Genomic DNA, 22,268 nt, shown 5'->3' with positions numbered 1-22,268 from the left:
GCCGGGCGCACTTTCCGCCTGCGGCAAGCTTTGTTACAACCGCGTCGACGCCACTTTGAAGCCATCTGGCTTTCAAGAACAACACGTTGGGAGAACCCTTGAGATGATCACTCGCCGTACCGCGCTGGGCCTGCTCGCCGCCAGTCCGCTTGCAGCCACCCCGCTGTCGAAGGCCCTTGCCGCCGACTATCCGGCCCGGCCCGTGAAATGGGTGGTCGGCTATCCGCCGGGCGGAGCCACCGACATCCTGGCGCGGCTGATCGGTCAGCGGCTGTCGGAACGGCTCGGCCAGCAATTCGTGATCGAGAACAAGCCGGGCGCCGGCAACAATATCGGCACCGAATCGGTCGTCAATGCCGAGCCCGACGGCTACACGCTGCAACTGGTCAATCCGGCCAACTTCATCAACGCTTCGCTCTACGCCAACCTCAAATTCAACTTCGTGCGCGACATCGCACCGGTCGCCTCGTTCCAGCGGGTGCCGAACGTGATGACCGTCAACAAGGACGTTCCGGCCAAGAACGTCGCCGAGTTCATCGAATATGTGAAGGCCAATCCGGGCAAGGTGAACATGGCTTCGTCCGGCAACGGCACCTCGGTGCATCTGTCCGGCGAGATGTTCATGGCGATGACCGGCTGCAAGATGCAGCACGTGCCCTACCGCGGCGCGGCGCCGGCGATCACCGACATGCTCGGCGGCCAGGTGCAGGTGATCTTCGACAACATGCCCTCGATCATCCAGCACATCCGCTCCGGCTCGCTTCGCGCGATCGGCGTCACCACCGCGGAGCGCTCGCCGCAGCTGCCCGACGTGCAGGCGATTGCCGAGACCGTGAAGGATTACGAGGCCAGCGCGCTGTTTGGCATGGGCGCGCCGAAGAACACGCCCAAGGAGATCATCGCCAAGCTCAACAATGAGATCAATACGCTCATGAAGGAGCCCGACATGACCAAGCGCCTGGTCGAACTCGGCGGCGAGCCGCGGGTGCAGACGCCGGAGGCGTTCGGCGAGGAGATCAAGGCCGAGACCGAGAAGTGGAAGAAGGTCGTCGAGTTCGCCGGCCTGAAGGTCGAGTAGTGATCTTGTGACCCCTGAGATCGGAGCCCTGCCGCCTGGCAGGGCTTTTTTCTTGCGTACTTCGTTCCGTTGATCTGGAATAAAATGGCGCGGCGAAACCATGATGATACATGGCGCGTATCTCGCGCCGTGCAGAGAGGAGTCTTGATCATGCGCAAGACGCAACTGGCGCTGCTGACGCTGGGCGCGACGGTCCTTGCCGGCTTCGTCACCATCACGCCCGCGGCGGCCCGCGACTATCCCTGGTGCGCCCAGGGCGGCGAGTATGACTATCCCGGCGAATGTGCCTACAGCACCTATGAGCAATGCCAGGCCAGCGTGTCCGGCCGCTTGCTGTTCTGCGGGCCCAATCCGTTTGTGGCCTATGGTCAGGCGCCGCAGCCGCAACCTCGACCGCACCGTCGCGCGCGGCACGTTGCACCGTACTAGCCGCGTGCGCGTTGCGCGGCCGCGTATTTTTGCGCGATCGCTCCGGAATAAACCGGCTCCGCGAGCCTTTCCCTCTATGAGGTCGCATGTCGCGCGGCGAACATGGGAGATCGGTCATGCGCAAGGCGCAATTTGTGCTGGGCACCATAGTCCTTGTGTGGCTCGCTGGCGGGAGCCCGGCGCGCGCGGACTATGATTACGCGTGGTGCATTCAGAACTCGGAATACGGCTATCCCGGCGACTGTTCCTATCAGACCCGCGAGCAGTGCCTGATGAGCGCGTCGGGCCGTAAGGGCTATTGCGCACAAAATCCTGGCTACACGGCCGTGCGGTCTCAGCCGTCACTACGCGGTCGGCGCGTTCCGCCATACTAGTCGCGCCTCACACCGACCTCTGCCTGATCACGCAGTCGTGCAGATCCGGACGCGCGGGTTCCTGCTTGACGCTTTCTCGCTCATGTCTATACTAAACCATATGGTTAAGTATAGAGACGAGACGCTCGACCGGACCTTTGCGGCGCTGTCCGATCCGACGCGGCGTGCCCTTCTCGCGCGGCTCGGCGAGCGGGACGGCCTGTCGGTGAGCGAGCTGGCCGCGCCGTTCCCGGTCTCGCTGCCGGCGATCATGAAGCATCTCGACGTGCTCACGGATGCGGGCCTGATCGTGCGGGAGAAGACCGGGCGCACGGTGTCCTGCCGGCTCACCGCGCAGCCGATGGAGCAGGCGATGAACTGGCTCAATCGCTACGCGCAATTCTGGTCCGAGAAGTTCGACCGCCTCGCCGCTTTCGTGGAGGACAAGACATGGCCAACGCAGCCGTCAACGCCGATCCCGGCACAACCGAGCGTCCAAGCGAACGTCCAAGCCTCACGCTCACGCGCCGGCTCCGCGCACGGCCGGAGAAAGTCTACGCCGCTTGGACGCAAGCCGCGCAGCTAGTCCAGTGGTTCGGGCCGCCGAACATGAAGCCGGCGACGCTGGACGCCGAGCTCGATGTCCGTACCGGTGGCCGCTACCGCATCAGCTTCACCGGCGGCGACGACGAATATTTCGAGGCCGGCGGCATCTATCGCGAGGTCGTGCCGAACGAGCGGCTGGTGTTCACCTGGGCCTGGCATTCGACGCCGAAGCGCGAATCGCTGGTGACGATCACGCTGAAGCCGGATAGCGCCGGCACGCTGATGATCTTCCATCACGCCCAGTTCTTCGACGAGACCGCACGCGACAATCACCAGCGCGGCTGGAGCTCGTCCCTCGACAAGCTCGACGCCTTCGTCGCCTGACACCATGGAGGATACCGTGCAGCAACATCAGATCGTCTCGCGCGAGCAATGGATCGCGGCCCGCAAAGCCCACCTGGCGCATGAGAAGGAGCTCAGCCAGGCCCGCGAGCGCCTCGCCGAGCAGCGCCGCGCGCTGCCCTGGGTGAAGGTCGACAAGAACTATGTGTTCGACGGACCGAACGGCAAGGTGACGCTCGGCGATCTCTTCGGGGGCCGCCCGCAACTCGTGGTGCAGCACGTGATGTTCGCACCCGACTGGGAGGCCGCATGCAAGAGCTGCTCGTTCTGGGCCGACGGTCTCGATCGCATGGTGCCGCACCTCGCCGCCCGCGACACCTCCGCGGTTGCGATCTCGCTAGCACCTAGCGCCAAGCTCGAGGCCTTCAAGAAGCGGATGGGCTGGACCTTCGACTGGGTCTCGTCAGGAGGCAACGACTTCAACTACGACTACGAGGTCTCGTTCACGCGCGAGCAGATCGACAAGGGCGTGCCCAAATACAATTTCGGCACCACGCCGTTCTACGGTCCGGAGCTGCCCGGTATCAGCGTGTTCTATCGCAACGAGGTCGGCGAGATCTTCCATACCTATTCATGCTTCGCGCGCGGTCTCGACATGATGAACGCGGCCTATCAATATCTCGACCTCACCCCGCTCGGTCGTCATGAGGACGGCCTGCCCTATCCGATGGACTGGGTCCGCCTGCGCGACCAGTACGAGCCGCAGGCGGAGAAGGGGACCTGCTGCCACGGGTGAGGGGAGCGGGTGCGCTGTGCCCACACCAACGGTGTCATCGCCCGGCTTGATCGGGCGATCCGGTATTCCGAGTCGTTCGTGGTTCATCGAGAGGCCGCGGCGTACTGGATTCCCCGCTTGCCGCCTACGCTGAAGCTTCGGCGCCCCTAGACTGAAGCCCCGGCGAAGCCTTGGCGTAGCCGGGTCGCGGGGAATGACAGCGGAAGTCGGTACCACGCTGTCCCTTTGCGCTCCACTTCACCGCTTGGCGTCGGCCTGCTCCGTGCCATTGCACGAGATCAGCATCGTGTACGGCCGCGCGTTGCCGGCGATGTCGGTGGTTTTGAGCTCACCCTTCGGCTCGGCGGTCTGGTAGGGCACCACGGAATTGTCGAGAAAGTCGCGCAGCATGCCGGTCTTGATGGCGAAGTTGATGTTCTCCGGAATGTTGCCGGTCGCAGCGACGATGCGCAGTGCGGGGATCTTTGCGGTGACCACGCCCACGATCTGACCGGTGGTGTCGAACAGCGGGCCGCCGCTATTGCCGGGCTGCACGGGCGCGCTGATTTGCAGGAAACGCGTGTCGTTGCGCATGCCGCTGAGCGAGCTCGCGATACCGGTCGTCACGGTGAAGTCCGACGTGAGCAAGCCATGGAAGGGAAAGCCGATGACGATGACGGAATCGCCGGAGCGAATCGAGCGATCGCGGATCCGCGCAAAGTCCTTGAATGTCGTCGTCGACGGCGCCTGCAGCAAGGCGAGATCGTTGTTGACGTCGCTCGATACGACGCGCAGCACCATCGCGGCCTCACCGGTGAGGTTGCCCTTGATGTCGCCGACGCAGCCGTCGATCACATGGTTGTTGGTGACGACGTGGCCGTTCGCGCTGACCACGAAGCCAGTGCCGGTCTTGGTCCTGGCAACTTTGCCGCCGGCCGGCGGCGCCTGCTTGTCCGGCGCAGGCTGCGGCTTGGCGGCGATCCTGGTGAAGTCGCCGGCCTTGTCGAGCCCGTCGGCTTTTACCTTGGTCACGCAATTGGCCAATGCGGCGATCACCGGCCCGGTCGAGGTCAGATCGAAGTTCAGAACGGCGCGGCCGGCCGTCGCCACCATCAGGCTCGCCTTCTGAAACGTACGCACAACATTGACCGGCATGATGGCCGTGAGCATGTTGGGCTGGTACGCCGTGGCGAAAAGCCTGGCTTGCTCCTGCCCGTCAAAGGTCACGTCGATCGCGGCGTTCTCGCCCTTGTTGAAGCGGTAGCTGGGACTCGCAAAGGCGAGCGACCATGTGCCGGCGGAATTTTGGCTCACGACGAGGATGACGCCGTTCGCATAAGGCGTCGTCGCGGCGCAATGGGAGAAAGCGCCCGTCTCGTCATTGCTGAAGGCGCCGCCGATCCAGTTGCCGACATTGACGCTGCCGAATGGTCCCTTCGCATGCGCGATGCCGGCGACGCTCACCTGCAACAGAGACGCAACGATAAATGACTTAAGCCACATACTTCCTTCCCCCCCGGAATGGTTTTGAAGCCATCTTATCCGCCTGCAGTCATGCGGCGCAACCGACAGTTGTCTACGTGGATCGGACCATCCGGCTGCGACTTCCGGGCTTGCCTTTACTTTGCGGTGCGATATACTTTGCGATACAAAGTAACGGGACGGGCGGTCCCGGTTGATTGGGCGGAGCGGGGTTTTGGCGTTGCCAATGCGCGATCTCGACAAGGCACTGGCCGACATCGTGGCGATCCGCAACCAGATTGCGGCGGGCACGGCGTTCCGCGGCTATGGTCCGGCGACGATCGCTGCGACGGGCGCCGTCGCGCTTCTGACCGCAATCCTCCAATTCTGGCTGCTCGGCGATCCCACCAGCGAGCCGGTCGGCTTCTTCTTCGGCTGGTTCATGGCCGCGGTGCTCTCCGTTCTGATGATCGGCATCGAGATGCGCGCGCGGTCGCGCCGTCATCATTCCGGCCTGGCCGATGCCATGATCCACCAGGCGGTCGAGCAGTTCCTGCCCGCAGGCGTCGCCGGCGTGCTGCTCGCGGTGGTGATGTGGAAATTCGCGAGCGAGACGCTGTGGCTGTTGCCCGGCCTGTGGCAGATCCTGGTCTCGCTCGGCATCTTCGCCTCGGTTCGCTCGCTGCCGCGCACCGTCGCGCTCGCCGGCGCCTGGTATTTTGTGTCGGGCTTTGCTGTGCTGGTCCTGGCGAGCCAAACCCACACGCTGTCGCCATGGACCATGGGGCTGCCCTTCGTGATCGGGCAGTCGGTGATGGCAGGCATTCTGTATTTCGCGTCCGGAGACCATGATGTCGAAGACTGACAGCGCACCCTTTTCCTATGAAGGGCTCGACCGCGTCATCCACGAGAAGGCGCGGCTCGGACTTCTGACCTCACTGATGGCGCATCCGAAGGGCCTGGCATTCGCCGACCTCAAGCAGCTCTGCGGCCTCACCGACGGCAATCTCAGCCGGCATCTCGCCGTGCTCCAGGAGGCCGGCCTCGTCGAGGTGACCAAGGGCTATGAGGGCAACCGCCCGCACACGACCTGCCGCCTGACCAAGGCCGGCCGCCGCCGCTTCCTCGACTATCTCGCCGTGCTCGAGCGGCTGGTGCGCGACGCCGCCAAGGCCGCCGGCCGCGACGCGCCGCCGCTTGGCCGTCTCGGTATCGTCTCGACCTGATCCCCCCTTTTTTGACCGGAGACTTTGCAATGCAAAGCGACATGACCTCTCGCAACGAGAAGCTTCACGTCGGCATCATCATGGACGGCAACGGGCGGTGGGCGACGCGCCGCGGCCTGTCGCGCGTGCGCGGCCACGAAGCCGGCGTCGAGGCGATCCGCCGCATCGTCGAGGCCGCGCCCAAGCAGGGCATCGGGACGCTGACGCTCTACGCCTTCTCCACCGACAATTGGCGCAGGCCGAAAACCGAAGTCGCGGCGCTGATGACGTTGCTGCGCTTCTATCTCGCCAACGAGGTGCAGAGCCTCGCGAGGAACGGCGTGCGGCTCACCGTGATCGGCCGCCGCGACCGTCTGCCCGACGGCATCGCCAATGCGATCGCGCGCGCGGAAGCCGCCACCGCGCACGGCAGCACGCTTCACCTGCGCATCGCGGTCGACTATTCCGCCCGCGACGCCATCCTCAACGCTGCAGCGAAGGCGGCGGCACTGACGAGCCTCACCCGTGAAGCCTTCTCGCAGCTCGTCACCGGCGAGGCCGGCCTGCGCGACGTCGATCTCATCATCCGCACCTCCGGCGAGAAGCGGCTGTCGGACTTCCTGCTTTGGGAAGGTGCCTATGCCGAGCTGCACTTCACCGAGCGGATGTGGCCCGAATTCGACGCGAGCGATCTCTCCGCGGCTCTGGCGTCGTTCCACGGCCGCGAGCGCCGCTTCGGCGGCCTCCAGGCGATCATGCCCGACGAGGTGCCGTCACTCTCCCGGGTGTGATGCACGCCACGGGACAACGAGCTGTTCGTTTTCAGCCGCATGATTGGCAGTGGTGTCCAAGCCGCGGACGCGCGGTCTCGGTTAGGTGTGCGGTCCACGCAACCTGCCGAGAGCATCACGCATGTCAGAGCTGTTTCCGGGAGCCGTCGCCGAGCCGGTCGGACTGGCCGAAGCGAAGGGGATGGTCTGTATCAGGACCGCCCGCGTATCCGATGTCGAGAACCTGTCGGTCTATTTCACCGGCCTGTCCACGACGTCGCGCAACAAGCGCTTCATGGGCGCGCGTACCGACTTCGCCCTTGTCGCGGCCGAATGCGTGGCGAGGACGGGCCGTCCCGGTCATTTCACCCTGCTCGCCGAAGTCACGCAGCAAGGGCAGCAGACCATCATCGGCGAAGCGAACTACGCCTATGATGCGACTGCACGGCATGGCGAGTTTGCCATTTCGGTCGCCGATGCGTTCCAGCGCCTGGGCCTCGGCTTGCAGATGATGACGGCGATGGAGACGCGTGCGGCCGATCTTGGCCACGAGACGATCGCGGCCGAGACTGCGCGGACAAATGCCGAGATGCGCGGTCTGGCAAAGAAGGCAGGCTTCCGGGATACCGGTCTCGGAGACTGGCAGTCGGTTCACCTCGCAAAGCGCTTGTCGCGGTAGCCGTCCGCGCGTTGCCGCCTGGCACGGATCGTGCTCTAGTATCGCCTGGATTTCCCCAGCGATGGGAGCTTCGGCGATGCGCGCAGTTTTGGATCATTGCACCGGCGGAACGGAGCGGCAGGTTGCGGCCGGCACGCTCGTCGTCACGGAGGGTGGAACCAGCAGCGGCCACCTCTACGTGCTCGTCGAGGGCAAGCTCGACGTGCTCAAGGGCGACATGGTGGTCGCCACCATCGCCGAGCCCGGCGCCGTGTTCGGCGAGATGTCCGTGCTGCTCGGGCTGCCGCACACCGCGACGGTACGGGCCAGCTCGGATTCGGTCATCTATGAGTTCGAGGACGCGGCGTCATTCCTCATACAGAAGCCGGAGGTGGCGCTGCTGCTCGCGCGCACGCTGGCGCAGCGGCTCAACGCCGCCAACACCTATCTCGCCGATCTGAAGCGGCAATATGCCGGCCACGGCACCCATCTCGCCATGGTCGGCGAGGTGCTCCAGAGCATGATCAACCTGACGCCGCTCGAGGTCTCGCCAGGCTCGGATCGGCAATCCGATCCAAGGATGTGAGCCAGTCCGGCGGCTCCTCGATGGTGTTTGCGGGCCGCTTCAGCGGTGCGCCGAGGTCGATCCATTGCGCTTGGCCCGCGGCCAGCCAGAACGCCTTGTCCGCAGCGAGATCGAGCACGATATGCGTCGGCGGCCGTCCCGGTTGCAGGCCGACGTTGAAGACCCAGGTCTGCCCGAGCCGGTCGAACCACGAGCCGTCGGTGATGAAGGGCGACTGGTGCACATGGCCCGAGATCACCATCGACGGCTGATACTGCATGATCCACTGCACCAGATCGACATCGCCGAAGAAGCGCTTGCCACCCCAGCTGGTCGGCGAATTCGCCGGCGGCGCATGATGCGCCCAGATCCAGCGGCGCGGGCGGCTTTCGGCGGCGGCGCGCAGCTGCTCGACGATGCGCTGCTTGACCAGCGGGCCATCCCACCACGGGCACACCGTGAACAGGGTGTCGCCGATGGTGAGGCTGTCGCCGTCGCAACTGATCCCAATCTCCCGCACCTCCGAGATCCAGCGCGAGATCTTTTCGCCCTCCACATTGCGTTCGTCGAGGTCGTGATTGCCGGAGCAGAGGATCACGCGGGTCTGCGCCGCGAGCAGCGCGAGGTACTTCTTCACCACCACGATCTGCGCGCGAAAATCCACCATCGAGCCGATGTCGAGGGCATCGCCGGCAAAGATCACGAGGTCGAACTGCGGCGCCGCGCTGACCAGCCAGTCGAGCTGCGGCAGCGAGTAGTGCAAATCGGCCACGACCAGGCAGCGCATTGAAAATCCATGGGCGGGTTTGAAAATGTCTGGGAATTCCAAAACGCTATTTATAAAGCAAGAAGCAGACCAGAATGGCGGCCTCTCGTCGTCAAGCCAATGGCCGGCCGCATGCTGCGGCGCATTGGCGTGCGCAGGTGGCCGGGCACCGCAGGGCTGGACCGTGCCATCGAATTCTGATGTCGTGGCGCATCCTCAAACGCCCGTAGCCGCATGACCTCCTTCAAGACCATTCGTGCCCGCGCCGAGAAACGCAAGGGCGGCCCCAAGGCGCTCGACAAGCTGATGCCCGAAAAGCCCGACCTGAAGGGGCTGGCCAAGCTCGGCGACGATCGCATCCTCGCCGAGATGACCAGGCGGGTGTTTTGCGCCGGCTTTGCCTGGAGCGTGATCGATTCGAAATGGGACGGATTTGAAGCGGCGTTCCTGCATTTCCAGCCGGCCAAGCTCACTTTCCAGCCCGAGGACTATTGGGAGGGCCTCTTGCGCGACGCGCGCATCGTGCGCAACGGCGCCAAGATCATGTCGGTGCGCGACAACGCCAGCTTCGTCCAGGAGATCGCGAAAGAGCACGGCAGCTTCGGCAAGTTTCTGGCGAAATGGCCGCCATCCAACGAGGTCGGCCTGCTCGATCTCCTGACCAAGCGCGGCAGCCGGCTCGGCGGTAACACCGGGCAGATGCTGCTGCGCTTCGTCGGTTGGGATGGTTTTGTCACTTCCAGGGATGTCGTCGCCTGCCTGCGCGATGCCGGCCTCGACATCGCCGAAGAGGTCAAATCAAAGGGCGATCTCGCAAAAGTGCAGGCACAGTTCAACGCCTGGGCTGAGGAGACCGGTCTGCCCTACACATATCTGTCGCGCATCTGCGCGCTCTCGGTTGGCGAGAACCGAAGCGAGCATTAGGTCACGAGAACAAGGAGAAGCAAAATGGCAAAAGCCTATTGGGTTGCGACCTACCGCGCGATCAAGAGTTCCGACGCCATGGCGGCCTACGCCAAGCTGTCGCGTCCGGCCATCGAGGCCGCCGGTGGACGCGTGCTCGCGCGCGGGATGCCGGTTGCGGCCTTCGAGCACGGCCTGATGGAACGCGTCGTTCTCATCGAGTTCGACAGCGTCGAGCGCGCCAAGGCGGCGTATGAAAGTCCCGCCTACAAGGCCGCTCACGACCTGCTCGGCGACGGTGCCGACCGCGACATCCGGATCGTCGAAGCCGCCGAATAGCGGCATCGACAGGCGGATCGTGTGCATCGTGTGGCGATCCCGTGCCGTGAGCGCGGCGGATGAAACTCACGATCACGAAATGCATTTTTCCGGAACATTCGTGCGCAACATCCGTTCGGGAATTTGAGCCAGGCGACACAGGCGCAGGGAACGCCCGTTTTGGCTCAATTCACTGAAACCCGGCACGACAGAAACGGAGCAGCTCATGAAGCTCACATCCGAACAGGTGAAGCGGACCGTCAACCAACTCGGCGCCCAGGTGCTGCCCGACGAACATCCCGCCATGCCGCAGCTCAACAGCATGTTCGGCGAGCACACCTTCTTCGTCGACGAGACAGGCTTGAAGGTGCTCGAGCCGACCCCGTCGGTCGGCGCCGAGCGCCAGACCGGCGAAGTCGTCAGCCTCGCCGACTGGAGCGATGCCGATCTCACGCGCCTGATGGCCCATGAGCCGGAGCCGACGGGTGTGATCGTCGTGTTCGAGCATGTGAGGCATTGATTGGCCCGAGCGGATCGGCCTTCATCGGTGGCGGGTCTGAAAATCCCGCCACCTTCTTCATGACGGGTCTGGAGCCGCGCCGCGGGCAGAGGTCTCGCCTTCGCGGCGGGCCTTTCTGGGCTGGTTCAAATACCGAAAGTCAGCTGCGGCTCCGCATCGTCCCCGTCCTGGAGGGCAGACAGCGATACCCCCAGGAGCCTGACGCGCTTGGGCAGCGGCATCTCGGCTTCGAGCAGGCCGCAGGCCAGCCGCTCCAAGTCGTCCCGGCCTGCAACCGGCGCTGTGACGGACCTGCTGCGCGTGATGATCTCGAAGTCGGCGAACTTGACCTTCAGGGTGACGGTTCGGCCGCGGTTGCCGGTCGTCTCGCAATGGCGCCAGACCTTGTCGACGAGCGGCTTGAGCTCGACGGCCAGCGCGCCGTATTCGTCGAGGTCGGTCGAGAACGTCGTCTCCGCGCCGATCGACTTGCGAATCCGGTTGGCCCGGACCGGCCGCTCGTCGACGCCGCGTGAGATCCAGTAATAATAGGCGCCCGACTTGCCGAAATTCGCATTCATGAACTCCAGCGTCTGGTTGCGGATGTCGAGGCCGGTGAACAGGCCGAGCGCATTCATCTTCGCGCTGGTCGCCGGGCCGATCCCGTGGAACTTGCCGACGGGCAGCGTCTCGACGAAAGCGGGCCCCATGTCCGGCGAGATCACGAACTGACCGTTGGGCTTGCGATGATCGGAGGCGAGCTTTGCAAGAAACTTGTTGTAGGAGATGCCCGCCGAAGCGTTGAGGCCGGTCTCGGCCTTGATCTTCTCGCGGATCAGCAAGGCGACGTCGCGCGCCAGCGGGATGCCTTGCAAATTCTCCGTCACGTCGAGATAGGCCTCGTCGAGCGACAATGGCTCGATGATGGGCGTGTGCTCGGCAAAGATGTCGCGGATCTGCCTGGAGATCGCCTTGTAGACCTCGAAGCGCGGCCTGACGAAGATCAGGTCGGGACATTGCCGCTTCGCCGTCACCGACGGCATGGCGGAGCGAACGCCGAACTTGCGGGCCTCGTAGCTCGCGGCCGCGACGACGCCGCGTTCCGCGGAGCCGCCGACGGCAACCGGCTTGCCGCGCAGCTCCGGATTGTCGCGCTGCTCCACCGACGCATAGAAGGCATCCATGTCGATATGGATGATCTTGCGGACGGGCGAGGCGTCGCCAGTCGCCGTGTCGGATTCGCTCATGGGACGATGATACAATTGCCCGAAGAGAAGCGCGAGGTGATGGATGCTTCAGCTATTGGTCTTCGTCGTCGCTGTGGTCGGCATCGGCTGGTTGATCGGTGCGACCAATCTTCCCGGCGCGTGGTACGCCGGCCTCGCCAAACCGGATTTCGTGCCGCCGAACTGGGCGTTCCCGGTGGCGTGGACTATCCTTTACATCATGATCGCGGTTGCGGGATGGCGGACTTTTCGCCGTGAGCGATCGGGTCGAGCGATGCTTGTCTGGGCCGCGCAACTGGCGCTCAATTTCGTCTGGTCTCCGGTGATGTTCACGATGCACCAGATCGGCGCCGCGCTCGTCATCCTCATTTGCCTGTTCGTCGCGATCGTGACCTACATCAGTCTCGAGACATCACGGGACAGGCTGGCAGCCGCGTTGTTCGTGCCTTACGCAGCCTGGGTCGCCTTTGCCGGCGTGCTCAATGCGGCCATCTGGCGCTTGAATTGAGGCAATTTGTCCAAGGTTTATCAAAGAGCAATCTCAGGCTTGTGAGTGGCGAGCCTAGGCCCGCGTTCCTATATCGGAACGCGGAGGACAGCCAATGCAATACAGCTCCGAACTCATTCAGACCATGCGCCAGGCCCTCGAGACCGTGATGGCGAGCGTACCGGCCGATCAGTCGGTGTTCGGTCTGAAAGCCGCTGTCGCCGAATGCATTTTGAAGGCTGCTGCGCACGGTCATACGTCGTATGACGCCCTGGTGACGTCCGCCTCCGATCAGATCCAGTCGATCATCTCGATGCTGACCTGAGTGCTTGCTCTGGGAGGCGGGCGGCAGATCCGGAGTTCATGCCGAGGGAGGCGCCCATAGGAACTCAGGACGAATGCCCTGCTGGATGAGGTCCGTGCCAAGCGACTGAAGTGTGAACATGGCGCCGATGCTGGGTCTTGCACCGCTTGTCCAGCACGTTTGAAGGCCGATCAAGAGCTGCGACAGGGCCTGATTGAACGCAAGCGACGGACTCGGTGTGACGGTCGATTGCTGAAAATCGAACCAGGTCGGAAACGGAATTGGTGCTCCCGTAAAGCTCCAATGGCCAGCCGCATCCCGCACCAGCGTTTTCTCGGTGTAGATTTCCTTGAAGACATAATAGTGGGCGAACGTTGCATTGCCGGTTGGGGGTTGGTTAGGAGAGCCTTCGGTACCTTCACCTTCGCCCTTGATCAGCAAGATCGCCGCCTGCGCATCGGCGATGCTCTTGACCGGCGTTGCTTCCCCCGAATTGACCGCGAAAGCGCTGGCATTGATCGCGGGATTGACTGTGGTGAAACCCTCGGCGATCGCATCGTAGAAATCACCGATCGTCGCGGGTCCCGTTCTTGCGGTGAGCGCGACCGGTGGAAATTCCGGATACTCGATCTGCATGAAGACCTGAACTTGATCTGGCGTAAGCGGCTTCAGATCAACGGGCAACTTTTGCAGAATTCCTCCGGGCAGGACGTTGGTCGGGTAGCTCGGAATGAAGGCCGCATTGGCAATGGATGGCACGCCGCCGATCGCGGTCAGCATGTTGCCTGCCAGGGCAAAGTGATACATCTCCTGCACCACAATGTCCTCAATCATACCGCCGACGCCGCCCGGGTCGCTGTTGATCGACCATTGCGCGCAAAGATAAGGCGGGATGGTGGAGAACTCCAATTGCATCGCGGTCTGGAGTGCGTCTTTCAGGTCGGAAAGCGTCGCAATGCGATCCTCGACGAACTGGGCGATGGTTTTCATCTGAAGCACCCCTCCCGACTCGGTTGATTGCGAAGCCCTGCTCCTGGCGCCGCCACTGGGCCGACGTCGTCAAGCAGGTTCCGTGCTGGCTCATTGCATGCGGGACGAGCGCTCCTGGGTGATTCAGTGCGACAATAACCGGATATCGGTCTGCGACATCACGCCTGCAATCGGGCCTGCCCCGATGATCGCGACCAGAAACATGCTGCGATCAGGCTCATTTTCCGCAACGCATAACCAATAGTACAATTTAAGGGTGCAATCAATTGCGCAGTTGATCAGAGATTTGTGACTGCTTTTCCATTCGACGTGCTTAGCAGCCGGACGCGCGCGCGACGTCGCGAAGGCCAGAGTGCGATCCGCAACATTTGATGGATGGTGCCGTCACAGCGTCAAAAGCCGGCACACAGTCTCGGTAAAGAGCAACTCGGTAAAGAGTAAGGAGACTGGCGCGCCACGGCCGATGAAGATGGGCACTACAGCTTCGCCGTGGCGCTATGATCTCGCAGCCGCTCGAGCGATCTGGCCGAATAGACCGCGACAGACTGCGATCTTGCGCTACTCCTCGTGGGCGGCTGTCTTCCCGATTTCGCAGGAGGTCCGGTTAGCCCTCGACAGCGGCCCTTTCGATCGATCTCGGAAACGGCGCGATGGGCCACAAGCGGACTCGCGGTCTGCGAACAGCGGTCGCTAGCCTTCACAGAGTTTCGCGCATGACATTGGCTAACGATTGGTGAAAACGTAGTCGCAAAAGATCTAATGTCGCCAATCAGTTCCACAACCTCTATTTGCTATGCGGCTGCAGTGCTACATCAGCCTGCCCGCAACCGACCATCATAAGTGGACATGAAGACATTACCCAGCTTGCTCTTCGGAAGCGTTGTCGTTTTACTCGGCTTGGGGCTTATGCTGTTGTTTTCGCAACCTTGGCTCGTCTTCGGCGCCCTTATGAGTTTCACGAAGTCGGTTAAGGTCACCACACCCGACCAGGATCGCGCCTACTATTACAGATTCAAGGCGAGCTACGCCTACAAAGGCGAGCCGCTTGATTTCGATATCGTGGTCGGTTGCCGCGTCAAAACCACCACCTACAAGGATAACGACCGAACAGTCGAAGTTGGCGTTGTCCCCACGATCTTCGGGCTCAAGACAAAAGATGAGCACGGTGTGGTTGTGCACTTGCCTCAAGCCTGCAATGGCGAGACCACACAGAACGGCAGAGTCCCCAAAACATTACTGCCGCTCGTGATCACTTACCAAAGTGCTGATGAGCCATGGTCTGGCGTCGCTTATGCATCGGAGGATGCGTACGACAGTCCGCGTTCCGAATTGAAGTTCCTGGGTGCCACAATTGCTCGAGCAACGCGCGAAGAATGGCAAGTGTGGCGCGAGACCGACGCGCAAAAGAATTTCATCACTTACGAGCTGCTGGGTATCAACCCGGTAAATATGTGGACTTTTCCTAAGTGGAAGCCGGGGCTTCGCGTGATGGCCTCGCAGTGCCTCAGCATCTCAAGAATGAAGCTCTCCGACGCGGTGCGCGATGTCGTGACGTCTGGCTGGCCTCCCAGCAGACCAGCCTATTGGTTTCCTGATGAGCGGACGCGACAATCACTTTGGGATATCGCTTATGGGCCCAACAAGCCTCCGCTCATCGAAGGGAACCGGTTCCAAGATTACTTTTCTGGTGCCTCTTCGGGCAATAACGGATTGGCTCGACGCGAACCCGGCGCGGTCATTTTCTTCAATCGCCAAGTCGAAGGCGATGTTTATCCAGCCCACACAGATCTTTCGATTAACCGGCTGGAGCCTACCGGCGAACTTCCAGCCGAAATGAGCGCAAAAGAACGCTTGGATTATTCGGCAGCCGAGATTAAGCCGGAACTGCGCGGCTTTGCTTTTTGCGACAGTGCAATCGTCTCGATTGACGGCGCGCCACAGTGGCCCCCCCGATATCTTTATCGCAATGCGAACCGGATTAACGGCGAGGCAATCAGCGAACAACTCACGAAGTGGGGCACCAACTACCTCATCGCATTCGAGCGCGACGAGTACATCATCTTTTTGCGAACGTACGAACTTGCAAGCAGCTTTGCAAAGTTGTGAAGGGAGCCGACTAAGTGTGAGCGATCGTACTCGCATGCGCCTTCGACCACGAGTCAGCTATGGGTCATTCGCGTCGATATTGCCACGTCCGCTCTCTCGTCCGCTATCGGCAATACCGGACCAACCGCGTCCGACCCAGCGAAGTCGGCCAGAGAAGACGGCTAGATAAAAGCGACGGTGTCGCTCCGGGCCGTCGGGGGTCGTAAGTGTTTGTCTGCACATTGTTTTGGATGGCACTGCAGCGGCACCGTATGAGGCGGCCTGGTGCCGTTCGAACCGAAAACGCATTCAAAATCAACGTTCCGAGCGCCATCGTTCGCAGCGTAGCGTCGTGTTGCGCAAGCTCGGTATGGATGCCCGCCATGATCGCATGGGAGACCGCTGCCGGACCAACGCAACGCCGTCAAGGCTCGCGCTTCGCGCGCCCGGCTCCGCCGGCTTGCGGCCTTGACTGCGCTCCGATGGCCCGGCTCTTTGCTGCCAAGCGATCATGGCTTGCTCTGCGCGATTGCGCTCACGCGGCAGACGAAGCGCGAGGTCGGAGCACCGCAGCGTGATGTGGCGCGCACTTCGGCTGTTCAGTGGATCGGCCAGGCTTGCCACAATGGCGCCATGGCTCGCTCTCAAGAATCGCAGCGGCGCGTATCGACCAACGCGCAATGCGACGATCTCTACGACTATGCAGTGACGGCCGCGCGTCCTGGCCGGCGACGAGCGAAGCGCACTTCGGTGACATGGACGGTGACGGATGACTGGCCGGAAGACGTGCCGGTTGCTGAAGCCGAGATCGCCGTCTTTGAGGCTTGGTTCGGCGACCTGTTCGACGAGCTGTTTGGAGACGGCTAAGGGGGACATCACCATGGCAGCGGCGGTTCGGGCGGCTCTCTATCTGCGGGTCTCGACGGGACGGCAAGCCGACAGCGATCTTTCCATCCCGGATCAGCGCCGCCAGGCGAAGGGTTATTGCGCGGCGCGTGGGTGGGAGATCGTCGCTGACTATATCGAGCCCGGCGCGTCCGCGACCGACGATCGGCGGCCGGAGTTCCAGCGCATGATCGACGCGGCGACGGTCAAGCCGCCGGCGTTCGACGTGATCCTGGTCCATAGCTTCAGTCGCTTCTTCCGCGACCAGTTCCAGCTTGAGTTTTATGTCCGCCGGCTTGCCAAGAGCGGCGTGCGGCTGGTGTCGATCACCCAGGAACTCGGCGATGATCCGATGAGCAACATGATCCGCCAGATCATGGCGCTGTTCGACGAATATCAGTCCAAGGAGAACGCCAAGCATACGCTGCGAGCGATGAAGGAGAATGCACGCCAAGGCTTCTGGAACGGCGCGCTGCCGCCCATTGGCTACCGCATCGTGGAAGCCAGCGAGCAGCGTGGCCACCGCACCAAGAAGACACTGGAGGTTGATCCCATCCAGGCGGAGACCGTGCGGCTGATCTATCGCCTGGCACGCGAAGGAAACGGCTCCTCCGGGTCGATGGGCGTCAAATCGATTGCCAAGCATCTGAATGAATCCGGCATCCGAACCCGCGACGGCGGCCGCTGGGGCGTCGATGCCGTGCACAAGGTGCTGACGCGAACGACGTATATCGGCCGCCACCGCTTCAACACCAAGTATTGGAAGACTCGCGAGCGAAAGCCCGATGCCGAGATGGTCGAGATGGCAGTGCCGCCAATCATCGATGCGGCCGAGTTCGAGACCGTGCAGACGCTGCTCAAGACGCGTAGCCCCGCAATGACAGCGCCGCGCGTTGTGAGCGGTCCCACTCTCCTTACCGGCATCTGCTTTTGCGCCGCCTGCGGCGGGGCGATGACGCTGAGGACCGGGAAGAGTGGAAGGTACAGATATTACACTTGCTGCACCAAGGCCCGACAGGGCGAAATCGGCTGCAAGGGCCGCACCGTTCCGATGGAAAAGCTCGACAGTGTCGTGGCCAAGCATATCGAGCAGCGCCTGTTGCAGCCCAAGCGTCTCGAGCAAATCCTATCGGCCGTCCTGCATCGCCGGAAAGAACGCGCCGAGCGCCGAACGACGCATATCGCCGAATTGCGCAAGCGTGCGGCCGAAGCAGAAGCCAAACTCAAGCGATTGTACGACGCCATCGAGAACGGAATCGCCGACGTATCCGATCCGATGCTCAAGGAGCGCGTGACCGAGCTGAAATCTGTCCGCGATCAGGCCCGCGCCGACGCAGAGCGGGCTGAGGGTGCGCTTGATCGGGCTGGGCCGAGCATCACACCCCAGGTGCTGAAAACCTTCGCCAGTCAGGCCCGCAAGCGGATGCGGACCGAGGCGGGCGGCTATCGGCGCGACCACCTCCGCGCGCTCGCCCAGCGCGTCGAGGTAGACGCGAAAGAAGTTCGTATCATGGGGTCGAAAAGCGCGCTGCTGGGCACGCTGGTCGCCGCGTCGAGCGCAAAAACGGCAGGTTTTGGAGTGCCCAGTTTTGTACCGAAGTGGCGCACCCGACACGATTCGAACGTGTGACCTTTGCCTTCGGAGGGCAAGGGTGAATAGATTACCCTTGCTTACCTGAAATCCCTTGGAATTGATGGCGCCCGGATATAGGCTGAAATCAGCCTGATTTGGGGGCTACGGTCGTTACCGCAGATTTCCCTCGTTTTCCGGCGCCTGCTTACCCGGTGCTTACCCGAGGGAAAATTGCCGAAGCTTACGAAACGCGCGGTCGATGCTGCGGAAACGATGGGAGCTGACGTCTTCCTCTGGGACGACGAACTGCCGGGCTTCGGGCTGCGCGTGAAAAAGAGCGGCGCCAAATCCTTCCTGGTGCAGTATCGCAACGCCAACGGTCGCAGCCGACGGTTAACCCTGGGCCGGTACGGTGTCCTGACCGCCGAAGAGGCTCGTAGAGAGGCTAGGCTGGCTCTGGCGGATGTTGTCCGGGGCGCAGATCCCGTCGAGAGCAAGAGGCTCGCCCGCGGCGCCATGACGGTGGAAGAGCTATGCAGGGAGTACCTGGACAAGGCCGAACGCGGCCTGATCCTCACCCGCCGGGGCGAGACGAAGAGCAAGACGACCCTGTACAGTGACAAGGGTCGTATCGAGCGGCACATCGTCAAGCTCGTCGGCAAGAAGACGGTGAAGGGCTTCACCTCCACCGACGCCAAGGGCCTTCAGCGCGACATTATTGCCGGCAAGTCCGCCGCCGACGTGAAGACCAAGACTCGAGGCCGTGCGATTGTGACGGGCGGGAAGGGGACCGCGGCTCGCACGATGGGTCTCCTCGGCGGGATATTCAGCTACGCGATCGATGAAGGTTACCGACCGGACAATCCGATCAACGGCATCAGACGGCCGAAGGATCAGACCCGGGAATGGCGTCTGGACGACGTCGGTTATCGTCGTCTCGGGAAATGTCTCACCGCGGCTGAGGCAAACGGCGAGCACTGGCAGAGGATCCTCGCAAGCCGCACATCAGCGATGACAGGTTGCCGCCTGGACGAGGTGGAAAGCCTTCTGAAGACGGAAGTCGATCCAGTCGGGATGGCTCTTCGTCTGGGAAACAGTAAATCCGGAAAGAGCATTCGCCCAGTGGGGCCGGCCGTCATTGCAATCCTGAAGATGGCGATGGCCAGGTCCAAGTCAAAATATGTGTTTCCTGCCATCACAACCGAGGCGAAACACCACACAGGTTTGACGCGATGGCTTCAGAAGGTGTCGGCAAAGGACGTGCCAGGGATCACCAGCCATGGGTTGCGGCATTCATTCAGTTCGACTGCTGACGATCTTGGCTATTCACTTCCAACCATCAAAGCCTTGGTAGGTCACTCCCGCGCAAGCGTTACCGAGGGCTACATCCACAAGATCGACTCTGCATTGTTGGCCGCCGCGGACAAGATTGCGCGCCACATCGAGGAGGCCATGACTGGAAAGAAATCGAGCAAGGTAGTCCAGTTACGATCAGCCTGACCACCAGCCCCGCGGCTCGGGTACTCCCGCAAGGATGGTCCCGCACCAACCTGCCGCACTGGCAACAAGTGCACACCAGCGGAGCTACGAATGTTCCCTTTGTCGGCGAAAAAATTGGCTCTCTACGAAATTGCAGACTTCTGGTCCCGCGAAATCTACCCTCCTGCATCGAAGAAGGAACTGTTGGCTCTGCTGGAATCCGCATGGTGGCTTGGCGAAATCACCGGCGATTCGGCCGGCGCGCGACTGAGATATCTCGGCAAGATTTTCGACTACAGGATGCAATCCGGCCCGCAACCCATCGTTTTCACTACGTCCTCGAACGAAGGACTAGAAAGATACCTTCACTTCGCGAATGGCGAGGTCGTCGTCGACATACGGCCCAGAATAAGCGTGCCCCCGAATAGGCAGAGGTGGTCCGAGGACTCATGTCGCGCCGCGTTCGCTATACTGGCCAAGATGCCTTCCTCTGAGTACTTTCCAGAACTCAGTTTTGGACTGCACTACATCGAGCTTTCCGAAGACGAATTTTCTGGGTGGATCGACAAGCGAGGTTTTGTACCACCGAAGTTTTGGAAAAGAACGGCCGCAGTGCAGGTCACACAGGAGCCGGACGTCTCCATCAATTTGCAGGCCACGTCAACGTTCCCGCCGACTGGGCGGGGCTCAAAAACACGAGCGATTCAGCGGGCGTATGCATATCTGAGATCCAGCGGCAAGATTCATGCGGGGACCCCTTCGAAGCAACGAAATGATTTTATTTTGAACAAGTTGAAAAGCGACGGCTACAACCCGCTACCGCACGAAAGGACGATTGGACGAGCGATCAAGAAGCTTAAGTAAAACTGATCAGCCAGATGTCTTCAAATGCCGTGAAATGCCGCGAACGACCGCATGACGAATACCAGTATTCGCCCCATTACTCCTTTCATCGGCGGGCATTGCTCCGCGAAGATGCGAGGCGCAGATGGATACCCTTCTCAGACATTCTGTTAAACTGGATCGTCTTCTAAGGCGGACGGACGCGGCTAAATACGTCAACGACACATATGGAATTCCCTGTTCGCCTAAAACACTCGCAAAAATTGCCTGTGTAAGCTCTGAAGGTCCGCCCTTTAGGCTTGCTGGTCGCGTGCCATTGTACCCGACGTCCGGCCTCGATGAATGGGCGCAGGGCAAGATCGGGCCGTTAGTTCGGTCAACTTCTGAAGTCCGCCGCCCGCCACATCGCAAGGTCCGCAAGTGATGACGGAGGTCGTCATCATCGTTTCGCCATCGCTCGATGATCGCGGCAAGCGCCGTCATGATCGATTCGACGCTCGCGTCAGGGACACCGACGAGGTGATATGCCGGGCTACGCGGCAACCTGTATTGGATGGGAGTCGAGTTCTACTCGACAAAGGGCATAGGCCTTCCACCGTAATTCGCATGGCCTACGCTCACGCGCCTGCTGTGATTACTGGTTGGGCAATCATCGGCGAAGCCGCTCAATATGACGTCATGGGCGAGAAGTTTGTCCGGCGAAAGACGACTGCAGGGTCTATGCCGAGCGCGCCCATCAAAATCGACGTATCGGCTGGGCCGAGGCAGCCCCTCGGCAAAATGGCGGCTGCAGGGGCTCGGCATAACGATTCGGCTCGATTTACTACCGCGCCGCCGATCACCTCGCGACCAACAGCACTGCCGGTCCCCGTCACGGTCAGAGACCGAAAATGAAAATGCCGACGTGAGAGGAAGCTCACGCCGGCGAAATGTCGTCCCTCAACCGCAAAGCAGAGACACAACAGTGCGGAAGATACTGCGCAATCGGATACCACGCAATCGGGTACAAAGTCAGTCCTCCTTCGATCTGACTCCTCTCGGCCAATATGCAGCCAATCGTGACGCCGTCGTCCTAACGCCGGCCGGGCGATATGTTCAGCGCCGCTGCAACTTGCCAGGAAACCTCGCGAATTTATATGCCGCCATAAACGGCCTTGGCGAGGTGTGATGACCCGATCGATTCGTACACCGAGACGTCAGAATGACAAACCGGCGTGATTACCATCAGCGCACCCGAAAAGACGTGCGAGCGCGCGGGCGCTTTGTCAGTCTTACGGAACACATGCTCGGTTCGGTAGCGTGGCAGGCGCTCGATGGCAATTGCAGAGCGCTCTACGTTGAGCTGGCGAGGCGTTACAGAGGCCCGAACTCTAACAACGGTAAAATCCCCTACAGCGTTAGAGAAGCCGCCAAGGCTCTTAACGTCGGACGTAGTACGGCGCAGCGCTGCTTTCAGTGCCTAGTTGCCCATGGCTTTATTAGGGTAAGCAAGAGAAGCGGTTTCAGCATGAAGGGCCGCGTTTCAACTGAATGGCTACTGACAGAGTTTCCGGATGACACTCAAACCACATTTACGACACCGAGCATGGATTTCATGAGATGGACACCCGATAATTCATTTCACAGTCCCATGTCAGACACGAACAGTCCCATGCCAGGGCCAGGAATGGCCCTCAGGAGGGACCGTGTTGCGTAGGCGCCACTTTTATGGCGCTCAGACGGGACTGT

The 22,268-nt window shown here is 61.7% G+C and carries 24 protein-coding genes and 1 pseudogene; 21 read left to right on the top strand and 4 right to left on the bottom strand.

What is annotated here, in order from left to right; genetic code table 11:
- Window positions 1-103 precede the first annotated feature (103 nt).
- From AB7008_RS48315 to AB7008_RS48290, 6 genes and pseudogenes are all read left to right on the top strand, one after another.
- Window positions 104-1,078 carry a Bug family tripartite tricarboxylate transporter substrate binding protein gene (locus AB7008_RS48315; RefSeq protein WP_028155356.1) on the top strand — a complete coding sequence of 325 codons (975 nt, stop codon included), beginning with the start codon at window positions 104-106 and terminating at the stop codon, window positions 1,076-1,078.
- Window positions 1,079-1,228: 150 nt separating this feature from the next.
- Window positions 1,229-1,507, top strand: coding sequence for a DUF3551 domain-containing protein (locus tag AB7008_RS48310; RefSeq protein ID WP_028155355.1), 279 nt, complete (start codon window positions 1,229-1,231; stop codon window positions 1,505-1,507).
- 86 nt (window positions 1,508-1,593) lie between these two features.
- Window positions 1,594-1,881 (top strand): DUF3551 domain-containing protein, encoded by a 288-nt coding sequence (locus AB7008_RS48305; RefSeq protein ID WP_306328643.1) that lies wholly within the window; start codon window positions 1,594-1,596, stop codon window positions 1,879-1,881.
- Between the two features lie 100 nt (window positions 1,882-1,981).
- Window positions 1,982-2,446, top strand: coding sequence for an ArsR/SmtB family transcription factor (locus tag AB7008_RS48300; RefSeq protein ID WP_041957127.1), 465 nt, complete (start codon window positions 1,982-1,984; stop codon window positions 2,444-2,446).
- Between the two features lie 11 nt (window positions 2,447-2,457).
- Window positions 2,458-2,790 (top strand): annotated as a pseudogene (locus AB7008_RS48295) (SRPBCC family protein); the annotation flags it as partial.
- Between the two features lie 16 nt (window positions 2,791-2,806).
- Window positions 2,807-3,544, top strand: a complete 738-nt coding sequence (locus AB7008_RS48290) for a DUF899 domain-containing protein (protein WP_028155352.1) — start codon at window positions 2,807-2,809, stop codon at window positions 3,542-3,544.
- 237 nt (window positions 3,545-3,781) lie between these two features.
- Here the strand turns inward: AB7008_RS48290 and AB7008_RS48285 are convergent, their stop codons facing one another.
- The gene (locus AB7008_RS48285) at window positions 3,782-5,026 is read right to left on the bottom strand and encodes a S1C family serine protease (protein ID WP_041957123.1); all 1,245 of its coding nucleotides are present in this window, start codon (window positions 5,024-5,026) and stop codon (window positions 3,782-3,784) included.
- A gap of 205 nt (window positions 5,027-5,231) precedes the next feature.
- Here AB7008_RS48285 and AB7008_RS48280 point away from each other — a divergent pair, with 205 nt between their 5' ends.
- The 5 genes from AB7008_RS48280 to AB7008_RS48260 all read left to right on the top strand — a co-directional run bounded on the left by AB7008_RS48280 (window position 5,232) and on the right by AB7008_RS48260 (window position 8,203).
- Window positions 5,232-5,849, top strand: coding sequence for a hypothetical protein (locus AB7008_RS48280; protein WP_038935828.1), 618 nt, complete (start codon window positions 5,232-5,234; stop codon window positions 5,847-5,849).
- The gene (locus tag AB7008_RS48275; RefSeq protein WP_014491036.1) at window positions 5,836-6,210 is read left to right on the top strand and encodes a winged helix-turn-helix domain-containing protein; all 375 of its coding nucleotides are present in this window, start codon (window positions 5,836-5,838) and stop codon (window positions 6,208-6,210) included. Before AB7008_RS48280 ends, AB7008_RS48275 begins: the two co-directional genes overlap by 14 nt.
- Window positions 6,211-6,239: 29 nt before the next feature.
- A complete protein-coding gene (locus tag AB7008_RS48270; protein ID WP_304492126.1) occupies window positions 6,240-6,980 on the top strand; it encodes a di-trans,poly-cis-decaprenylcistransferase in 741 nt (246 codons plus the stop codon).
- 121 nt (window positions 6,981-7,101) lie between these two features.
- Window positions 7,102-7,638, top strand: a complete 537-nt coding sequence (locus AB7008_RS48265; RefSeq protein ID WP_304492125.1) for a GNAT family N-acetyltransferase — start codon at window positions 7,102-7,104, stop codon at window positions 7,636-7,638.
- A 76-nt stretch (window positions 7,639-7,714) separates the two neighbouring features.
- Complete coding sequence (locus tag AB7008_RS48260) at window positions 7,715-8,203, top strand: Crp/Fnr family transcriptional regulator (protein WP_028155347.1); 489 nt, start codon at window positions 7,715-7,717, stop codon at window positions 8,201-8,203.
- Here the strand turns inward: AB7008_RS48260 and AB7008_RS48255 are convergent.
- Entirely contained in the window at window positions 8,142-8,969 is an 828-nt protein-coding gene (locus tag AB7008_RS48255) for a metallophosphoesterase family protein (protein ID WP_304492124.1), read from the bottom strand. The two genes, AB7008_RS48260 and AB7008_RS48255, sit on opposite strands and share 62 nt — an antisense overlap.
- Window positions 8,970-9,182: 213 nt before the next feature.
- Here AB7008_RS48255 and AB7008_RS48250 point away from each other — a divergent pair, with 213 nt between their 5' ends.
- From AB7008_RS48250 to AB7008_RS48240, 3 genes are all read left to right on the top strand, one after another.
- Window positions 9,183-9,872: a DNA-3-methyladenine glycosylase I gene (locus AB7008_RS48250; protein WP_304492123.1), complete on the top strand. Its 690-nt coding sequence runs from the start codon at window positions 9,183-9,185 to the stop codon at window positions 9,870-9,872.
- Window positions 9,873-9,896: 24 nt separating this feature from the next.
- Window positions 9,897-10,190, top strand: a complete 294-nt coding sequence (locus tag AB7008_RS48245) for a DUF1330 domain-containing protein (RefSeq protein WP_304492122.1) — start codon at window positions 9,897-9,899, stop codon at window positions 10,188-10,190.
- Window positions 10,191-10,395: 205 nt separating this feature from the next.
- A complete protein-coding gene (locus tag AB7008_RS48240) occupies window positions 10,396-10,689 on the top strand; it encodes a hypothetical protein (RefSeq protein ID WP_441261166.1) in 294 nt (97 codons plus the stop codon).
- Between the two features lie 125 nt (window positions 10,690-10,814).
- Here AB7008_RS48240 and dinB read toward each other — a convergent pair whose 3' ends face one another.
- Window positions 10,815-11,915 carry a DNA polymerase IV gene (gene dinB, locus AB7008_RS48235; RefSeq protein WP_441261165.1) on the bottom strand — a complete coding sequence of 367 codons (1,101 nt, stop codon included), beginning with the start codon at window positions 11,913-11,915 and terminating at the stop codon, window positions 10,815-10,817.
- A gap of 43 nt (window positions 11,916-11,958) precedes the next feature.
- Here dinB and AB7008_RS48230 point away from each other — a divergent pair, with 43 nt between their 5' ends.
- Together AB7008_RS48230 and AB7008_RS48225 are read left to right on the top strand one after the other, a co-directional pair.
- On the top strand, window positions 11,959-12,402 hold the full coding sequence (locus tag AB7008_RS48230; RefSeq protein WP_441261164.1) for a TspO/MBR family protein: 444 nt from the start codon (window positions 11,959-11,961) through the stop codon (window positions 12,400-12,402).
- 94 nt (window positions 12,403-12,496) lie between these two features.
- A complete protein-coding gene (locus AB7008_RS48225; protein WP_014491045.1) occupies window positions 12,497-12,706 on the top strand; it encodes a hypothetical protein in 210 nt (69 codons plus the stop codon).
- Between the two features lie 36 nt (window positions 12,707-12,742).
- On the opposite strand, the gene AB7008_RS48220 is transcribed toward AB7008_RS48225, so the two are convergent.
- On the bottom strand, window positions 12,743-13,675 hold the full coding sequence (locus AB7008_RS48220; RefSeq protein WP_441261163.1) for a ferritin-like domain-containing protein: 933 nt from the start codon (window positions 13,673-13,675) through the stop codon (window positions 12,743-12,745).
- Between the two features lie 846 nt (window positions 13,676-14,521).
- On the opposite strand from AB7008_RS48220, the gene AB7008_RS48215 reads away from it, so the two are divergent.
- The 5 genes from AB7008_RS48215 to AB7008_RS48195 all read left to right on the top strand — a co-directional run bounded on the left by AB7008_RS48215 (window position 14,522) and on the right by AB7008_RS48195 (window position 20,561).
- On the top strand, window positions 14,522-15,781 hold the full coding sequence (locus AB7008_RS48215; RefSeq protein WP_441261162.1) for a hypothetical protein: 1,260 nt from the start codon (window positions 14,522-14,524) through the stop codon (window positions 15,779-15,781).
- A 495-nt stretch (window positions 15,782-16,276) separates the two neighbouring features.
- Complete coding sequence (locus AB7008_RS48210; protein ID WP_441261161.1) at window positions 16,277-16,627, top strand: hypothetical protein; 351 nt, start codon at window positions 16,277-16,279, stop codon at window positions 16,625-16,627.
- Window positions 16,628-16,640: 13 nt separating this feature from the next.
- Window positions 16,641-18,275 carry a recombinase family protein gene (locus AB7008_RS48205; RefSeq protein WP_441261160.1) on the top strand — a complete coding sequence of 545 codons (1,635 nt, stop codon included), beginning with the start codon at window positions 16,641-16,643 and terminating at the stop codon, window positions 18,273-18,275.
- 174 nt (window positions 18,276-18,449) lie between these two features.
- Window positions 18,450-19,718, top strand: coding sequence for a tyrosine-type recombinase/integrase (locus AB7008_RS48200; protein WP_441261159.1), 1,269 nt, complete (start codon window positions 18,450-18,452; stop codon window positions 19,716-19,718).
- Window positions 19,719-19,808: 90 nt separating this feature from the next.
- Window positions 19,809-20,561 (top strand): hypothetical protein, encoded by a 753-nt coding sequence (locus AB7008_RS48195; protein ID WP_441261158.1) that lies wholly within the window; start codon window positions 19,809-19,811, stop codon window positions 20,559-20,561.
- The last annotated feature ends 1,707 nt before the right edge of the window (window positions 20,562-22,268 follow it).

The sequence above is a fragment of the Bradyrhizobium sp. 521_C7_N1_3 genome (assembly GCF_052075975.1).
GTDB classification, from domain to species: domain Bacteria; phylum Pseudomonadota; class Alphaproteobacteria; order Rhizobiales; family Xanthobacteraceae; genus Bradyrhizobium; species Bradyrhizobium japonicum.
The sequence above is the reverse complement of the archived record's forward strand: the minus strand, read 5'-3'. Positions and strand labels throughout refer to the sequence as shown.

What these genes read in the sequence shown, in the direction of transcription:
- AB7008_RS48225 (WP_014491045.1), top strand. Translation starts at nt 12,497, where the DNA reads ATGCAATACAGCTCCGAACTCATTCAGACCATGCGCCAGGCCCTCGAG.
- AB7008_RS48270 (WP_304492126.1), top strand. Translation starts at nt 6,240, where the DNA reads ATGCAAAGCGACATGACCTCTCGCAACGAGAAGCTTCACGTCGGCATC.
- AB7008_RS48300 (WP_041957127.1), top strand. Translation starts at nt 1,982, where the DNA reads ATGGTTAAGTATAGAGACGAGACGCTCGACCGGACCTTTGCGGCGCTG.
- AB7008_RS48305 (WP_306328643.1), top strand. Translation starts at nt 1,594, where the DNA reads ATGTCGCGCGGCGAACATGGGAGATCGGTCATGCGCAAGGCGCAATTT.
- AB7008_RS48245 (WP_304492122.1), top strand. Translation starts at nt 9,897, where the DNA reads ATGGCAAAAGCCTATTGGGTTGCGACCTACCGCGCGATCAAGAGTTCC.
- AB7008_RS48220 (WP_441261163.1), bottom strand. Translation starts at nt 13,675, where the DNA reads ATGAAAACCATCGCCCAGTTCGTCGAGGATCGCATTGCGACGCTTTCC.
- AB7008_RS48310 (WP_028155355.1), top strand. Translation starts at nt 1,229, where the DNA reads ATGCGCAAGACGCAACTGGCGCTGCTGACGCTGGGCGCGACGGTCCTT.
- AB7008_RS48280 (WP_038935828.1), top strand. Translation starts at nt 5,232, where the DNA reads ATGCGCGATCTCGACAAGGCACTGGCCGACATCGTGGCGATCCGCAAC.
- AB7008_RS48285 (WP_041957123.1), bottom strand. Translation starts at nt 5,026, where the DNA reads ATGTGGCTTAAGTCATTTATCGTTGCGTCTCTGTTGCAGGTGAGCGTC.
- AB7008_RS48230 (WP_441261164.1), top strand. Translation starts at nt 11,959, where the DNA reads ATGCTTCAGCTATTGGTCTTCGTCGTCGCTGTGGTCGGCATCGGCTGG.
- AB7008_RS48250 (WP_304492123.1), top strand. Translation starts at nt 9,183, where the DNA reads ATGACCTCCTTCAAGACCATTCGTGCCCGCGCCGAGAAACGCAAGGGC.
- AB7008_RS48255 (WP_304492124.1), bottom strand. Translation starts at nt 8,969, where the DNA reads ATGCGCTGCCTGGTCGTGGCCGATTTGCACTACTCGCTGCCGCAGCTC.
- AB7008_RS48205 (WP_441261160.1), top strand. Translation starts at nt 16,641, where the DNA reads ATGGCAGCGGCGGTTCGGGCGGCTCTCTATCTGCGGGTCTCGACGGGA.
- AB7008_RS48215 (WP_441261162.1), top strand. Translation starts at nt 14,522, where the DNA reads ATGAAGACATTACCCAGCTTGCTCTTCGGAAGCGTTGTCGTTTTACTC.
- AB7008_RS48240 (WP_441261166.1), top strand. Translation starts at nt 10,396, where the DNA reads ATGAAGCTCACATCCGAACAGGTGAAGCGGACCGTCAACCAACTCGGC.
- dinB (WP_441261165.1), bottom strand. Translation starts at nt 11,915, where the DNA reads ATGAGCGAATCCGACACGGCGACTGGCGACGCCTCGCCCGTCCGCAAG.
- AB7008_RS48275 (WP_014491036.1), top strand. Translation starts at nt 5,836, where the DNA reads ATGTCGAAGACTGACAGCGCACCCTTTTCCTATGAAGGGCTCGACCGC.
- AB7008_RS48195 (WP_441261158.1), top strand. Translation starts at nt 19,809, where the DNA reads ATGTTCCCTTTGTCGGCGAAAAAATTGGCTCTCTACGAAATTGCAGAC.
- AB7008_RS48315 (WP_028155356.1), top strand. Translation starts at nt 104, where the DNA reads ATGATCACTCGCCGTACCGCGCTGGGCCTGCTCGCCGCCAGTCCGCTT.
- AB7008_RS48265 (WP_304492125.1), top strand. Translation starts at nt 7,102, where the DNA reads ATGTCAGAGCTGTTTCCGGGAGCCGTCGCCGAGCCGGTCGGACTGGCC.
- AB7008_RS48260 (WP_028155347.1), top strand. Translation starts at nt 7,715, where the DNA reads ATGCGCGCAGTTTTGGATCATTGCACCGGCGGAACGGAGCGGCAGGTT.